Below are 18557 nucleotides of genomic sequence, written 5' to 3'. Positions count from 1 at the left end.
AGAGGTCTGCGCATACAAACTAAAATGCTGTTCGATTATCCTGTCATTGCCGAGCTGTCAGCTGTAGCTGGCGAAGAGGCTTTGGTTGTTGCGGATCAGGGTGAAATTGTAGGAGAAGTGCCGCTGACACCGATTCAGTGCTGGTTCTTCAACCAAGATATTTGCGACCGACACCATTGGAATCAGGCTATGATGCTGGAACTGCGTAAACCGATTGCCACGCAAGTGCTTAGTGAGGCGCTTCATCAACTGGTTCTGCACCATGATGCCCTGCGCTTGCGTTATGCAAATGGTGGTGATAAAGGATGGACACAGCGCATCGTTCCAGCGGCAGAAGTAAAGGTTCCTCTTGAGTTCGTCGATCTGTCATCTTATGACGAAGCGAAGCAGCGATATGAGATGGAAGCACGAGCGACGTCTGCTCAGGCAGGCATGAATTTGATGGAAGGGCCACTGATTAGGGCCGTGCAGTTCGAATTGGGTAAAGACCAGGGCAGAAGATTGCTGCTGGCGATCCATCACCTGGCGATCGATGGAGTTTCTTGGCGGATTCTGATTGAAGATTTGGACTTGTTGTGCGGACAGTTGACGCAAGCACAAGCGCCTTCACTTCCTGTCAAGACGACTTCCTATAAGAGCTGGGCGGAGCGATTGACAGCCTATGCACAGACAGATGAGCTGCATAAGGAACAAGCCTATTGGCTGCGAATGGTTGATTCCTATACGGTACCACTTCCGATTGATCATGAGAATGGCTCCAATACGCTCAGCTCAATGAATGAAGTATCGGTGCAATTATCACAAGAGGAAACCCAATCTCTATTGAAGGAAGTCCCAGCCGCTTATCGCAGTGAAATTACGGAAGTATTCCTAACTGCACTTCTGCGAGCTTTTGTCACTTGGACAGGAGAACGCGGGTTAATCGTGACTTTGGAAGGTCACGGCCGCGAAGCGCTGCTTGAAGATACCGATCTAAGCAGAACGGTTGGTTGGTTTACCTCTATGTATCCGATGTATTTACAATGGAATGCTTCTGGTACGTTAAGGGATCAGATTAAGGCGCTCAAAGAACAAGTGACAAATATTCCGAATCGGGGCGTAGGGTACGGTTTGCTTCGCTGGCTAAGCGAAGGTGAACAACTGCGCGAGCAGTTGGAAGCAATTCCGGAAGCAGAGGTCAGCTTCAATTATCTGGGTCAGTTCGATCAGATTACCTCACCAACGGGGTGGCTCGGAGCGGCTGAGGAATCGGTTGGACTTGTCCATGGAGAAGGTGCACGGCAGCATCTGCTGGACATTGTAGGTGTCGTAACAGGCGGATGCCTCAGATTGACTTGGGCTTATAGCAGCAATTATCACCGCCGCGATACGATCGAACGGCTTGCCGAAGATTATATACTGGCGCTGCGAGAGATTATAGCGGGCTGCAAGGAAGCAGGGCAGGCTGATTACACGCCATCTGACTTCAAGCGGACCAAGTTGAATCAGAAGACGCTTGATGCGATTATGGCGCAAGTGAATCAACATAACAGGAGGTCACCGAAATAATGGGAGTATTGATTGAGGATATTTATAGATTATCTCCCATGCAGCAGGGCATGTTCTTCCATAGTCTGTATGATGAGGGATCACAGGCCTACATTACGCAAGTCCAATTCTCTCTGCATGGGGAATTAAATAGACCCGCTTTCGTAGAAGCTTGGCAGCTAGTTCTGGGCCGTCATCCTGTTTTGCGAACTTCGCTCGTCTGGGAGGATGTCGAGGAACCTTATCAAGTTGTGCAAGCCAACGTGAAAGTTCCAATGATTGAACATAATTGGGGCGAGGCTTCCTTGGAAGAACAGGAGGAGCTGTTTGCAAGACTGCTGGCAGCAGATCGTGAAGCAGCTTTTGATCTGAAGGTTGCGCCGCTAATGCGTGTGACGCTTGTCCGATTGAAAAACGATTCGCACCGTGTATTGTGGACCTTCCATCATCTCTTGCTTGACGGTTGGTCGATACCGCTTGTAATACAAGATCTGTTCAGCTTCTATAATGCGGTGGATCAGGGGATACAACCGCAGTTGCCTGAAGTGCGTCCATATGGCGATTATAGTGAATGGCTGGAAGCGCAAGATATGGGCAAAGTTGAGCAATTTTGGCGCAGCAACCTGCAAGGCTTTACTGCGCCGACTGCGCTGCCAGCAGACATTGAGCGCGGAACAGAGGCTGGATATGCGCAAGCATCACTGCGTTTGTCGCGTAACACGACTGATATCTTGAATCGATTTGCACGCAAATGTCGTATCACCCCCAATACACTGTTCCAAAGTGCTTGGGCGTTATTGCTTAGTAGTTGCAGTGGAGAAGAAGATGTGCTGTACGGGACAACCGTGTCCGGACGACCAGCCAATCTGCCAGGTGTAGAAGCGATGGTTGGACTATTCATTAACACACTTCCTGTACGAGTAAATGTTAGTAGTGATGCTGTGCTTGGGCCGTGGCTTCGCCAGGCCCAAGCACGGCAGGCCGAGCTGCGGCTGTATGAATACAGCCCGCTGTTGCAAGTTCAAGGCTGGAGTGACGTGCCGCGCGGTACGCCGCTGTTCGACAGCTTGTTCGTATTCGAGAACATTCAGACGGACAGCAAAACATGGGATGTCAATGACAGGCTGTCCGTAAGTGATCAAGATGCTCTAGAGCAGCCTGACTTGCCGTTAACTGTAGTCGTTCTGCCAGGCAAAGAAATATTGCTTCGCATGTTGTACGATGTGAGCCGCTTCAGCGAGAAGCAGGTTCACTGGCTGCTACATCGGCTACAGGTTGTGCTCGAAGCGATGAGCGTGTCTGGTGAAGGAGTTATGCTGAAGGATCTGCCGTTTATTACGGCTGAAGAAGAGCAGATGATTGTGCAGCAATGGAATGATACTTCTATCGCTTATCCGAGCGAGAAGACCATTCATCAGCTGTTCGAGGAGCAGGTGGCAGCAAGGCCGGAACATGCGGCGCTTTACAGCGAAGGAATGTCATGGAGCTATATGGAGCTGAATCGTCGTGCCAATGCGGTAGCCAGGAAGTTAGTTGAACTAGGTATTCGCAACGAACAATTGATCCCGATGATTACACATCGTTCACCGGACATGGTTATCGGCATGCTGGCTATTTTGAAAGCGGGGGGCGCCTATGTGCCTATTGATCCTGCCTACCCAAGTGAGCGGATTGAGGTAATTGTCGAAGATTGCGAGTCATATCTGCTTCTTGCAGCAAACAAAAATAGTTTGCCTGCCTTCACATTTGACGGTGAAGTCGTCTTCATGGATGAAGTGCTTGCTTCGCTTGAGCAAGCAGGTGAAGGTGAAGATAATCTGGCGCTTGATGCAGCTCCTTCTAATTTGGCCTATGTGATGTATACATCCGGCTCTACCGGACGCCCTAAGGGAGTTATGATCGAGCACCGCAATGTGATTCGCTTAGTCAAGCACAGCAACTATGTGCAATTCGATGAACAGACATGCATGTTGCAGACCGGAGCTGTTGTCTTCGATGCCGCAACCTTGGAAGTATGGGGGGCGCTGCTGAACGGCGGACAATTGGTTGTATTGGATAACGACACTATTCTTGATGGTCGGCGAATGAAGCAGGCCATTGAGCAATATGATGTCAATACGATGTTTATAACTGCACCGCTGCTGCACCAGCTGTCACAGCAGGACAGCAGTATATTCAATAGATTGCATACGTTAATGACTGGCGGGGACGTGCTGTCCGTACCGCATATGAATCGCTTGCTGCAGTCGAATCCAGGACTGACTATCGTCAATGCATACGGACCGACTGAAAACACGACGATCTCAACGACATTCTCCTTCACAACGGAACAACCCGGAGCGATTCCAATCGGTCGTCCGATTGCGAATTCGTCGGCTTATGTTGTTGATCGACACTTGCGCTTGCTGCCTCCTGGCATGAAGGGGGAATTGATTGTCGGCGGGGACGGGGTAGCTCGAGGGTATCGGAATCGGCCGGATTTGACAGAAGAAAAATTTATCGAAAGTCCGTTCCGCCAAGAGGAGCGCTGTTATAGAACTGGAGACCTGGTTCGTTATCGAGAAGACGGAATTATCGAATTTATCGGGCGAATCGATTCACAAGTGAAAATTCGCGGTTTTCGCATTGAGCCGGGCGAGATCGAGCATGTACTTGTTTCTCACCCGCAAGTAAAGGAAGCATTGGTTATTGCTGTACAAGCGGGGAAAGGTGATAAGCGCTTGGTTGCGTACACGGTCGTGGAGCAAGTAGATGCTGCTGTAACACCGGATATACTGAGAGATTATCTCAAGCGAGATCTGCCGGAGCATATGATTCCTGCCGCCTTCGTCTTGCTGGATTCCTTCCCGCTTATGATTAATGGCAAGGTTGATCGCAGATCGCTGCCAGCGCCGGACTGGAGGGCCAACGAACACCGGGATTACGTACCTGCACGGAACGATACGGAGCAGATGCTGTGTGATATTTGGGCGAAAGTTCTCGGTGTTGAACAAGTCGGGATTTACGATAATTTCTTTGAACTCGGCGGGGATTCCATTCTTAGTATTCAAGTCGTTACTCAGGCAGCTCAATTGGGTCTGCGATTGACACCAAAGCAAATATTCGAGCATCGACTGATTGCAGAGTTGGCGGAATATGTGGGCACGAAGCCAGAGGTGAATGCGGAGCAAGGAGAAGTGACAGGCTGTGTGCCATTACTGCCAATTCAGCGTTGGTTCTTCAAGCAGCAATTCACGGATGCCCATCATTGGAATCAAGCTATGATGTTAACTGTAAAGCGACCGATTGAGACATTTATGCTTGAACAGGCATTTACGCATTTACTGGCACATCATGATGCGTTGCGGATGCGATTCGGCAATGAAGAATGCCCACCTGAAGCAACGCTTGCGGCAGCTGAGGAAATTAAGATTCACAATATCGACGTGTCTTTTCTCGATGTAGTGGAGCAGAATCAGGTGATTGAGCAGACGTCTGCTGAGCTGCAGGCCAGCTTGAACTTGCATGATGGGCCACTCGTCCGTGTTGCATATTTTAATCGAGGCTCGAAGTCGGATCCACTGCTCCTTATCATCATTCATCATTTGGCAGTTGACGGTGTTTCATGGAGAATTCTCCTTGAGGATTTGGAGACGCTATGCAATCAGCTATGTGATAATCAGCCTGTCAAGCTGCCTGCCAAGACAACTTCTTACAAGCGTTGGGGTGAGGTGCTTCAGCACTACGCACATTCGGAAGCCGTTAGAGAAGAAGCGGCAAGCTGGATAGCGAGCAGTAACAAGAAGCCTGCACAGCTTCCGCTCGACATGGCAAGTGAAGAGAATCTTGCTGCCGTGAACACTGTTGCAAATTCCACAGTTCATACTGCTGTATTATCTGAATCAGATTCATTAGCATTGCTGAATGAAGTTCCGGGGATCGCTCGAGCTAATGTGCCTGAGCTGCTGCTGTCAGCCATCGTGCTCGCAATGGGAAATTGGACAGGAAAGCGTGAACTGCTTGTGCATATGGAAGGACACGGGCGTGAAGAAATCGTGGAAGATGTAGATTTATCACGTACGGTAGGTTGGTTTACGACCATGTATCCGGTGAATCTGTCGGTTGTTGAGGCATCGCCACCTGATGCTGTAGTCAAAGCGGTCAAAGAACAACTGCGTTCGATTCCGAATAAAGGCATCGGCTATGGACTATTGCGTTACCTTAGCGAGGATGAGACATACGCCCAATTGCAACAACAGGAACCTGCGGATATCAGTTTCAATTATCTTGGCCGGTTCTATCAAGCGGTTGATGATTCTGCTTTGTTCGATCTATCTACATTGTCTGCCGGTTCGGTGCTTAGCCACCATGGTCACCGACCACATATACTTGACATCAATGTAATGGTAGTCGAAGATCGGATTCACCTCTATATTACTTATTGTCAACAATTACACAAAAAAACGACCATCACAGCGTTTGCCGAGTGGATCGAACGAGAATTGCAAGCATTGATTCAAGCGGCGCTTCATACACCAAATAAATGGTTCACTCCATCTGACTTCCCGCTGGCTATACTCTCACAGCATCAGCTTGAACGGCTGGTTGGATCAGAAGGTGCATTGGCTGGAAAGACATTGCAAGATATATATCCATTATCCTCGCTGCAGGCTGGAATGTTGTATGAATCGCTGCTTGAGGAAAAGGCTTATGCATATTGTCAACAATCGGTCTTCACGCTGCGGGGGCATGTTCGGGCTGCTCTGTTCGAGAATGCTTGGCAGCAAGTGATTGACAAGCATGATATATTCCGCACTGTATTCGTGTGGGAAGGAGTGGACGAGCCTCATCAGGCTGTTATTGAGAGAGCGAGCCTTCCGATTTATTGGGAGGATTGGAGCGGTGTGCCGCCACATGAGCAAGCAGTGAAGCTAGATATACTGCTGCAAGAAGATCGTGATCGTAAGTATAATTTGCTTGCGGCTCCGTTAATGCGGATTACGATGATTCGGTCAAGTGATGATTGTTATAAGATGGTATGGAGCTTCCATCACATTTTGCTCGACGGTTGGAGTTTGCAATTGGTGTGGGGAGAGGTGCTGCAAACGTATGAGTCAGCCGTGCAGGGCCAGTGGTTTGCATCCCATAGACCGAAACCCTACAAGGAGTTTATTCGATGGACCCGTCAGAAGAACCAGCATGAAGCTGAGGCATTCTGGCGAGATTATTTGCAAGGTGTTCCTCCAGGACAGTTGGCTATTATGCAACCGAGTGAGACAGAAGGAAACGGCACAGGGGGATATGCCATTAAGTTGTCCGCGGATGTAACGAATATGTTGCAGCAATTAGCACGCAGTCATCAACTGACGATGGGTATCCTTGTTCAAGGAGCATGGGCTTATCTGCTAAGTAAGTATAGCGGGAATGATCAGGTTCTGTTTGGCGTAACCGTCGCAGGTCGTCCGACGGATATCCAAGGTGCTGATTCTATGATCGGCCTATTCATTAATACACTGCCAATGAAAGCAACGATTACACCGTCGCTGCGGCTGGTCGATTGGTTAGAGCGCTTGCAGCAGGACTTAAGCGACATCCGTCAATATGAGCACTCTTCATTAATCGATATTCAGGGTTGGAGTGATGTTCCGCGAGGAACACCACTAATCGAGAGCTTGGTTGTCTTTGAAAATTATCCAACAGATACGGCTGCACAACAAGGTATGCAAAGTTTGAAAATCGAAGACATTCGGGCATATGAAAACCCGGATATTCCGTTAACTATCGCTGCTGTGCCTGGTGAAGAAATGATGTTGTCGGTTCTGTACGAACGCAGTCGTTTCTCTCCGGCAGAAATGGAGCGACTGCTCGGGCATTTGCAGGCCGTATTGGAGGGCATGATTTCGAATCCGATGCAGTTGCTTGGCACATTGGATATTCTGACCGAACAAGAACGTAAGCAATTAATCGTAGAATGCAATGATACGACTGTTGAGATACCTGATCAACCGATACACGAGCTGTTCAGAGAGCAGGTAGCGAAGCGACCAGACGACCATGCTGTGATCTCGAAATCTAGAGTTATCACGTACCGCGAATTGGATGCGCTGTCTAACTCATTAGCCAACGTATTAAAAGAACGTGGAATTAAGAGGGAAGAGCTTATTCCGATTATGGCAGAACGTTCACCGCAAATGATTATTGCGATGCTGGCAATACTCAAAGCGGGTGGAGCATACGTACCGATCGATCCAACTTATCCGCGTGAGCGAATTGAGTTCATGCTTGAAGACACTGACGTGCGCTTGCTGATTGTGTCCACGCGGGATGGGCTGCCGGCATTCTCCTTTACCGGAGAGGTACTGTCGATAGATGAAATGTCGTTGACCACTGAGCAAGCAGAGACAGAGAACGTAGGTTATTATGGCAATGCTGCCGATCTAGCGTACGTGATGTATACATCTGGCTCAACGGGAAGGCCTAAGGGTGTTATGGTAGAGCAACGCAATATTATTCGACTTGTTAAAAATATCAACTATGTACGGCTCGATGAGAATTCACGTATTCTGCAGGCAGGAGCGGTTGTATTTGATGCTTCTACGTTTGAAATATGGGGTGCTTTACTTAATGGTGGCCAGGTCTATTTAACAGATAATGAAGTGATACTCGACGGCCAGCGGTTGAAGCAGGAAATTGAAAACTATCGTATTAACACGATGTTCTTGACAACTGCGCTTCTGCATCAGCATGTCACGCAGGATAGCGGTATTTTCCAAGGACTTGACACCTTGCTAGCGGGCGGGGAAACCATCTCTCCACAGCATGTGAATCGACTGCTCAAAGATAACCCTAATCTGACGTTCCTGCATGTTTATGGACCAACAGAAAATACGACCTTTTCGACGATGTACCGAGTTGCCTGTGAACATCCCGATGTTGTTCCGATCGGAAGTCCTATTCCGAACTCGACCGCTTATGTCGTGGATAGCCAATTGAACTTGCTGCCGGTTGGCGTGCCCGGTGAATTACTAGTTGGCGGTCAAGGAGTTGCCAGAGGGTATTGGAAACGTTCTGACATGACGAATAAGAGCTTCATTCCAAGTCCATTCCGTGCCGGAGAACGCTGCTACCGTACGGGCGACTTGGTCCGAATGAATGAGGACGGCCAGATCGAATTTATCGGACGTATCGACAATCAAGTAAAAATACGCGGCTTCCGCGTAGAACCAGGAGAGATCGAAGTAATTCTGCTGACACATCCAGATATCCAAGAAGCTGTCGTGATTGTGCGGGAAGATGAGCCGGGCAATAAACGATTGGTTGCTTATCTAGTTGCAGCAGAGCTGGCAGGGGATAGCGTCACACCGGATGTGTTGCGTCAATTCGCCAAGGAGCACTTGCCTGAGCATATGATCCCGTCTGCATTCATCATACTGGATACACTACCACTGACGATCAATGGTAAGGTTGATCGCAGAGCATTGCCAGTTCCAGACTATACTTCTAATGAAGTTGAACCAGAGCAATTGACTGTGGTTCAAGAATTGCTTGTATCGCTTTGGTCGCGTGTACTAGGTGTAAGCCATGTACGTATTACAGATGATTTTTTCATGCTCGGCGGACATTCTTTAATGGCTACACAGCTTATTTCGCGTATACGTGAAGTGTTCAAGGTTGATTTGCCGCTGCGAGCCATTTTCAACTATCCAACGATAGAACAGTTTGCCTTACAGGTGGAAGTTGCCCGCAAGCATGGAATAGAAGCTGCGCAACCAATGGTTCCCGTTACAAGGCCGGACATCCTGCCGTTATCCTATGCACAGCAGCGATTGTGGTTCTTGGATCAGCTTGAGCCGGATAATCGCTTTTATAACATTTATACAGTGCTGCGCTTGAGCGGAGAATTCCATATAGAAGCCTTTGAACTTAGCTTGAAGCAGATCGTGAAGCGTCATGAAACGTTCCGTACAACATTCGTATCGAAGGACGGCAGTCCACGGCAGGTCATTAGTCCAGAAGTGCATGTGAGCGTACCGATAGTTGATCTGAGCGATGTTTCGAAGGACAAACGCGAGAAAGCTGCGCTCCGAATAGCTGCGGAAGAGGTACAGCGGCCATTTGACTTGACGACAGACTGCTTGATAAGGGTTACTGTATTGAAATTATCTCCTGATGATCATGTTGTTGTGCTTGTAATGCACCATATTATTTCAGACGGCTGGTCAATTGGCGTGTTCGTAAGGGAACTTGGGACTTACTATGAAGGCTTCTGTTCAGGTGAAGCGGTGAGTCTCCCGGATCTGTCAATCCAATATGCGGATTATGCGCTATGGCAGCGTGAATGGCTGCAAGGTACGAATCGTGAAGTGCAATTATCTTATTGGACTAAGAAACTAGAAGGGATTCCGACTATTCTGGAACTGCCTGCCGATTATCCAAGACCTCCGATACAAACGTTCTCGGGTGCGCTTGTCAATTGCATTCTGCCAAGTAAAGTGGTACTGGAGCTTGAGAAGCTGAGTCGTGAAGAGGGCGCGACATTGTACATGACTTTGCTAACTGCATTCCAAGTTCTGCTTCATCGTTATTCTGGGCAGGACAGCTTATGTATTGGCATTCCCGTTGCGAACCGGAACCGCCCAGAGATTGAGAGCATAATCGGATTCTTCGTCAATATGCTGCCGATTCGTGCGGACTTCACAGCAGGTACTACAGTTCGAGATATGCTGCAGCAAGTGAGAGAGACGACTTTGGAGGCGTTCGATCATCAAGACTTGCCTTTCGAGCAATTGGTAGAGGTTATGCAGCCAGAACGTAGCTTGACTCATAGTCCATTATTTCAAGTAATCTTTGATCTTCAGACGAAGCAAATGAGCACGATTGAATTACCAGGGTTGTCTACGACACCTATGAATGTTGAACTGGGAGAATCCAAGTTTGATCTGGAACTAACAATGGTAGAAGTACCAGAGGGAATGCTTGCTTCCTTCAATTACAACACCGCTTTGTTCCAAGCAGAGCGAATCGAACGGATGATGGTACATTACTGCACCTTGTTAGAACAGATGGCAGCGTATCCTGATCGACCAGTGGACGAAATCAGGATACTGACGAATGAGGAGCTCGAGCAAGTGCTTGTAAAGTGGAATGCGACAGCAGCTAATATTCCTAATTTATGTAGTCATGAACGGTTCGAGCAACTCGCAATACAAAGACCGGATGCGATTGCGCTTGTTGTAGAAAACAAAACCATAACTTATCGAGAGCTGAATGAGCGTTCCAATCAACTGGCGCATTATTTACGTAAGCTGGGAGTCGCTCCTGAAGTGTTGGTGGGGATATGTGCCAACCGATCAGTTGAATTTGCAATTGCTTTGCTTGCGGTCTTTAAGGCAGGCGGTGTGTATGTCCCGATCGATCCAGATTATCCGCAAGAGCGGATTGCCTATATGATGGAACATTCAAAGCTCGAGTTCTTGCTAACGCAACAACATCTTTTGGATCGAGTGCCGAAGCATGCGGCTAGAACAGTTTGCTTAGATTCTGACTGGAACTCGATCATGCAAGAGCCTACTACTGCAATTGATGACGATGCTAGTAACGTGACTCAGGAGAATGCTGCCTATGTCATTTATACGTCTGGGTCGACGGGCGAACCAAAAGGTGTTGTCGTTACTCACGGCTCTTTGATTAACCATAATCTAAGTGTGAGCAAGGTATTCGGGATTCGTGCAGAGGATCGTGTGCTGCAGTTTGCAACGATTAGCTTTGACGTAGCGTTAGAGGAATTTTTCTCTGCATGGACGAGTGGAGCCACAGTTGTCATGGCTGTCGACCGGCTAATGACAATTGAAGCATTTAGCAAGTTTGTAGATGATTATCAATTAACTGTACTGAATCTTCCATCAGCCTACTGGCATGAATGGGTACGTGATCTTGTTCAGACTGAAAACAAGCCCCCTGATTGTGTGCGTACTGTCATTGTTGGCAGTGAACGCCCATCACCAGAGCATCTGGCAGATTGGAGAAGAATCGTCGGTGATCGCATCGCTTGGTTTAATGCATACGGTCCTAGTGAGGCGACGATTACGTCTACCATATTCAGTATTCCTGCGTTGGATGCCGACGGAGGATCGCATTATGACGAGATACCGATCGGAAGGCCAATTGCCAATACTCAAGTCTATCTGTTAGATGAGTACATGCGGCCTGTTCCAATCGGGATTCCTGGTGAACTTTACATTGGTGGCAATGGTTTGGCACGCGGCTATTTAAACAAGCCTGAACTTACAGCAGAACGCTTCATACAGCATCCGCTTGGCTTGGATGGGACTCTATATCGTACGGGAGACTTGGCTAGATATAAGGAAGATGGCAATATCGAGTTTTTAGGCCGTACTGATTATCAAGTGAAGATACGAGGGTTCCGCATCGAACTTGGGGAAGTAGAGGCTGCACTGCGGCAGCAGCTACATGTGCAAGATGCTGTTGTCATCGCTTGTGAAGCTCGTCCAGGTGAACAACGGTTAGTCGCTTATGCAGTACCACAAGCTGGAAGACAGCTTGATGTCAACTCATTGCGCAATGCGTTGAAGGAGAAGCTGCCGATCTATATGGTTCCAGCTATGATTGTGGCATTATCCGAGCTGCCGATGACACCTGCAGGCAAAGTAGATCGCAGAGCACTCCCAGCTCCAGATTGGTCGGCGATAGAAGCTGCGGTTGAATATGCGGAACCACGCAATATAACAGAGTTACAGCTCTGTCGAATTTGGCAGCAGGTGCTTGGAATTGCTCGTGTTGGCATTCATGATAACTTCTTTGAATTAGGTGGAGACTCTATTCTTAGTATTCAGATCGTAGCTCGGAGTAATCAGGCAGGCTTAAAGCTGACACCGCGGCAAATGTTCCAGTATCAAACGGTAGCGGAATTAGCTACTATCGTCGAGTTTGCTGCACCTGTACAGGCTGAACAGGGGATCGTGACGGGTGAAGTATCCCTTACCCCAATTCAGCAATGGTTCTTTGAGCAGTCGATGACGGAACCTCACCATTGGAATCAGGCAGTCATGCTTACGATAGCGCAACCAGTAAATATTTTTGCTCTGGAGCAGGCATTCGTGCATTTGTTGAACCATCATGATGTACTGCGCGCACAATACGAGCGGACAGGGTCGGGCTGGGTGCAGAAAATAGCAGAGGCGAGTTCAGCGTATACAGTTGACAGATTCGACTTGTCCGCACTGTCAGCAGACGAGCAGCGTGATGCGCTACGAGCGCATGCAGACAAGTTGCAAGCGAGCTTGAATTTGACCGAAGGACCACTCTTCAAGTCGGTACTGTTCGACACAGGGGCGACGCAACCAGCAAAATTGCTATTGTTTGCACATCATCTGGTCGTGGATGGCGTGTCATGGAGAATTATCCTTGAAGATGTGCAGGCTGCTTACTCGCAACTCATACAGGATCAAACTGTAACACTGCCGCTCAAGACAACCTCATATACTGCTTGGTCTACAGAACTTCAGTCCTTTGCCCAGCAGCCGGGAGTGTTGCAAGAACTATCCTACTGGCTCGAACAGTCAGGTTCGGCTGAGCTACCGCTTGATTTTGAGCTGAGTGCACAAGATGTAGCAGCAGCGAATACGTTCGCTTCCGTGCAATCGGTTGAGGTGTCGCTCGATGAGCAAGAGACGAGAATGCTGTTGCAAGACATGCCAACGGTGTTCAAAACGCAAGTAAACGATGTATTGTTGACGGCATTGGCGCTTGCTGTCAAAGGCTGGACTGGGCAAGAAGCTGTACTTATTCATCTCGAAGGACATGGACGCGAGGAATTGGTCGGAGACATCGATCTGTCACGAACGGTCGGCTGGTTCACAGCTGTGTACCCGCTTAAGATCGATATCGAACATACAAATTCCCAATTGGATGCGCTCAAAAAAGTAAAAGAACAGCTTCGCCTAGTTCCAAAGCATGGAATCGGATACGGTTTGCTTCGCTATCTGAGTGAAGATGATGCCGTACGAGAACGGCTGGCGGCCATGGCAGAGCCGCACATTATCTTTAACTATTTAGGACAATTCGATCAAGTGATGCAGGATGGAACATTCTCTCTCGCTCATGAGTCAACAGGAACGATGCAAAGCCCGTCATCTCCAAGATCGAATCCGATTGAAATTAATGCGGCGGTATCGGGTGGCAAGCTGCAACTTACCTTTATGTACAGTGAGAACCTTCATAAGAAGGAAACATTGGAACGATTGGCCGCTGGCTATGTGCAGTCTGTGCGAGAAATATTGTGTATACCTCGCGCTGCGGAACTGTCTGTGCTTACACCGTCCGACTTTCCGCAGGCTTTGGTCGACCAACAGCAATTGGATACGATCATCGCCAGAATCACTCATTTGGAAGATCTATATGCACTGTCTCCAATGCAAAAAGGAATGCTGTTCCATACGTTATACTCCGAAGAATCATCAACCTATTTTGAACAAACGGCGTTCTCGATCAAAGGAAATCTGGATGTGATGCAGTTCCGCCGCGCTTGGCAAGAGGTAGTTAATCGACATTCCATCTTACGAACTCAACTCGTTGTGAATGGGGTGTCTGAACCGCATCAAGCCGTGCTAGCCGCGGTAGAGTTGCCGTTCGTAGAAGTGGATTGGCAGCATCTTGCGGCAGAGGAGCAAGCAGTTCGCTTGTCACAGTTCCTTCAGGAAGACATTGATCGCGGGTTCGACTTGACGCAGGCACCGCTTATGCGTATTACCTTATTCAAAGAGGCAGCGGATCGCCATTCGCTCGTATGGAGTCATCATCATCTGTTAATTGATGGCTGGAGCGTTCCGATCATACTATCCGAAGTCGTACATATGTACGATTCATATATGAAGGATGCTGCTGTAGAACTGAATGACGTACGTCCGTTTCGGGACTATATCGCCTGGCTGCAAGAGCAGGATATGGATCAAGCCCAAGCCTTTTGGCAGGATATGCTTCGCGGGATAAGTGAACCTACGCCGCTTCCGATGAAGCGTTCGTCGTCCAGTTCCTCGATAGCGGCAGACTGGAAGACCATTGGTTTGTCCCATATGCTGTCGGCACGTCTGAATCAAATCGCGCGCACGCAAAAAGTGACGCTCAATACGATCGTACAGGCAGCATGGGCGATTCTGTTGAGCAGATACAGTGGAGCGGAAGAAGTTATTTACGGTACAACGGTGTCTGGTCGGCCTGCTGATTTTGCAGGGGTCGAATCTATGGTCGGTCTATTCATTAATACGCTGCCAGTGCGTGTAGCTATCGATGAAGAGCAAGCAGTTCAGCAGTGGTTGAATCAGTTGAACAAGCAGATAGTCGACATTCGACAGTTCGAGTATAGCCCGCTCGTTCAAGTGCAAGGCTGGAGCGATGTGCCGAACGGAATTCCGTTATTCGACAGTCTTGTTGTATTCCAAAACTATCCGGTGCAAGACGTTCTGGAGCAAGATCATCCAGATGCGCTGCAGCTGCAAATCTCCCGTGCGTACAAACAGACGAACTATCCAATCACCTTGGTTGCGATACCTGGCGACGAGCTGCAGCTGCAAGTGTTGTTCGATCCGAAGCTGTTTACAGCTTCCAGCATAGAGAGCATGCTGCGACATCTAGGAACACTGCTGGAAGAGATGGCCAATCGGCCAGCACAGAAAATTGGCAATCTGCAGCTTCTCTCTGAACAGGAGCGCAAGCAGACATTGATGGAATGGAACAGCACTAGTACCGAGCTCCCGCTTGACAAAACTGTTGCGGAATGGTTTGCAGAGCAGGTGCGGATACAGCCGGACGCTGTTGCGATTGTATCTGAGGAGCAAGCCGTTACTTACGGCGAGTTAAGCCGCATGGCTGAACGATTAGCGTACAGTTTCATTCAAAATGGTGTTGCAAGCGGTGATATTGTAGCTATCTGCATGGAGCGTTCTATCGAATCGGTAGCAGGTATGCTTGGCATCTGGAAGGCTGGTGGGGCTTATCTTCCACTGGATTCGACTTATCCGCAGGAACGTCTGTCATATATGCTCGCCGAAGCGCAAGTGAAAGTGCTGCTGACACAAGAGCGGGTACGTGAGCAGCTGCCTCCATTCGCTGGGCGTATCGTAGTGGCAGAAGATGAACTGCAGGCTGTAGTGGGTGAAGGTGCTGAGGCGGATGGAGGATTTGAAGCAGTAGAAGCAGCTATTGGCGCTCAAGTTCAGCTTCCTGCAGCGGCTGGCATGGATCAACTGGCATACGTCATATTTACTTCCGGATCGACAGGTCAGCCGAAAGGGGTAGAGATTACCCACCGCGGCTTGATGAATCTGATCGGGTGGCATCGACAGACGTATGATGTACAGGCAGCCGATCGGGCAACGATGCTGGCAGGTGTTGCTTTCGATGCTTCCGTCTGGGAGTTGTGGCCTTATATTGCGGCTGGAGCCAGCATCTATATTGCAAATGAAGAGACGAGACTGAATCCGGTCGCATTACGCGACTGGCTGCTCGCAAATGAGATCACGCTCTCCTTCATTCCAACGCCGCTCGCTGAGCCGATGCTGACGCTGGAGTGGCCGGATAAATGCAAGTTGCGCGCCATCTTGACAGGTGGTGATCGACTTGCTCAATATCCGCCAGATACGCTGCCGTTTGCCTTGTATAATCATTACGGCCCATCGGAATCGACGGTTGTTGCAGCGGCTTGTCAAGTTCCGACGCAGTCGAGCAAGTCACTTAGCGAGATCGCTCCATCCATCGGCCGACCGATTGCCAATACACGGGTATATATATTGGATCGCAAGCTGCGTCCGGTTCCGCAAGGAGTGCCAGGGGAGATGTATGTTGGCGGTGAGGGCCTTGCCCGCGGTTATATGAACCGTCCCGATTTGACGGCAGAGCGGTTCATCGACAGTCCGTTTGTACAAGGAGAACGGCTGTATCGAACAGGCGATCTTGCCAGACATTTGCCAAGCGGTGATATTGAATTTCTTGGACGCAATGACGATCAGGTGAAAATACGCGGCTATCGCATAGAGCTGGGTGAAATTCATGCGGCCATTGCGGAGCATGCAGCAGTACGAGAGGCTTCCGTCATCGTACGTGAGGATCGTCCAGGTGATAAACGATTGGTTGCATACATCGTGCTGCATCAGAAGCAACAGGATGACCAGCATGACCAGCATGACGGAGCAGTCCATTCCGTCCGCAGCTACTTGCAGGAACGGCTTCCTGATTACATGGTGCCGCTGGCTTTCGTCATACTTGATGCCCTGCCGCTGACGGCTAATGGCAAGGTAGATCGCAAGCAGCTGCCTGCACCTGCATGGGAACAGATGTTGAATGCGGGCTCGTATGTCGCGCCGCGCAATGAGGTAGAGCGCAGCTTGACAGCTATATGGGAAGAGGTACTCGGTATTGAGCAGGTTGGCATTCATGACAACTTCTTCGAGCTCGGCGGGGATTCGATTGTGAGCATTCAGATTATTTTCCGCTGCACCCAAGCCGGGTTGAAGCTGACACCGAAGGATCTGTTCGATCATCAGACGATCGCTCTCTTGGCAGAAGCGGTACAGATGGGCAGCGAACAAGGTCCAGTTGTTGGTGACATTCCATTAACACCGCACCAGCAATGGTTCTTCGAACTAGCAATGACGAACCCGCATCATGCGAACCAGTCCAGACTGCTGACAGTGCCGGAATCGATTGATATCACGTTGCTGTCACAAGCATTCCACAGCATCATTGTTCATCATGATGCATTGCGTCTGCGATTTGCGATAACAGATGGCATCGTAGAGCAAAGAAACGAAGCTGAGCCAGATGAGCATATATTGGAGTTCATTGACCTGTTTGATCTGTCAACAGCTGCACAGAAGGAGGCGATCAAGAGAGAGACAGAACGGCTGCAGCGGAGTCTCCATATAACCGAAGGGCCGATCATCCGCGCAGCGCTGTTCGACCTTGGACCGGGAATTCCTGCTAGATTGTTCATTGCCATTCATCACTTGGCAATCGATCACAGCTCGTGGCACATTCTGCTTCAAGATTTGCAGACAGCTTATGAACAATTGAGCAAAGATGGGACTGTTAAACTGCCGTTGAAGACGGCCTCGTTCAAATCATGGGCCGAGCAGCTGAAATCGCAAGTTCTGTCAGATAATGCGACATCGGAGCCGGAATTCTGGACATGCATGACGCAGCAAGAGGTGCCGATGCTTCCGGTTGACCGACATGTTGATCTGGATGTGATGGCCGATGTAACCACGATGGGAATGAGCAGCAAGCTGAACCTTTCCCTGACCGAGCAGGAGACGGCAGATCTGTTGCACCAAGCAACTGCGGCGTTCCGTGTCGAAGCACGGGAAATACTGCTCGCTGCTCTAGCCGTAACCATCTCATCATGGACGGCGCAGCGTTCATTGTTCGTTGAATTGCAGGAAGAGCGATTCATTGACAAGTTCAAATTGGACTTGTCACGCAGCGTGGGCTGCTTCAGCTATCAATTTCCATGGTGTCTAGAGCTAGGAGATAGCCAATCTGTTCAGGAAGTAATGGCTGCTGTCAAAGAGCAACTGCGTCGTGTGCCTGATAATGGAATCGGGTATGGACTGCTGAAATATGCAAGTCCGAACCGAGAGATGGCACGACAGCTTCGTGAGCAGGCGAAACCGTCAATTCGCTTTACTTATATCAAGCCGTCAGATCAGACATGGAACTCCGATTATTTTGGGCTTGCACAGGAATCCATCGGGGCTGATTGGTCGGAACATACACAGCTCGATGTTGCTCTCCATATAAACTGCTATCTCCATGATGACCAGCTTCAGGTGGAATGGTGCTATAACGCACATCTGTACGAAAGAGCGACAATTGAACGGCTGATGGCCGAGTTTGCAGAAACGCTTCGCACGATTATTTTGCAGAGTACGGGAACTCCTGTTGATGCATATTCTGCCGTTGATTTTGCCGAATTTGGTTGGGATCAATCTGAACTGGACGGCTTCCTTGACGCAATCAAGAAGCATTCCGGCTCCTGA

2 protein-coding genes (1 of these 2 only partly in view) are annotated in these 18557 nt (G+C 49.2%); both read left to right on the top strand.

From position 1 onward, the window contains the following. On the top strand, positions 1–1548 hold the end of the coding sequence (locus ACQ5BJ_RS04430) for a non-ribosomal peptide synthase/polyketide synthase (RefSeq protein ID WP_430108788.1). 13179 nt of this gene lie to the left of the window's left edge; the window shows 1548 of its 14727 coding nt (coding positions 13180–14727); its start codon lies beyond the left edge, outside the window; it ends in the stop codon at positions 1546–1548. Then, positions 1548–18557 carry a non-ribosomal peptide synthase/polyketide synthase gene (locus tag ACQ5BJ_RS04425; protein ID WP_430113385.1) on the top strand — a complete coding sequence of 5670 codons (17010 nt, stop codon included), beginning with the start codon at positions 1548–1550 and terminating at the stop codon, positions 18555–18557. The genes ACQ5BJ_RS04430 and ACQ5BJ_RS04425 overlap by 1 nt, the downstream gene beginning before the upstream one ends.

The sequence above is a fragment of the Paenibacillus sp. B1-35 genome (genome assembly GCF_050474385.1).
Lineage (GTDB): Bacteria > Bacillota > Bacilli > Paenibacillales > Paenibacillaceae > Paenibacillus_B > Paenibacillus_B alvei.
The sequence above is the reverse complement of the archived record's forward strand: the minus strand, read 5'-3'. Positions and strand labels throughout refer to the sequence as shown.

What these genes read in the sequence shown, in the direction of transcription:
- ACQ5BJ_RS04425 (WP_430113385.1), top strand. Translation starts at nt 1,548, where the DNA reads ATGGGAGTATTGATTGAGGATATTTATAGATTATCTCCCATGCAGCAG.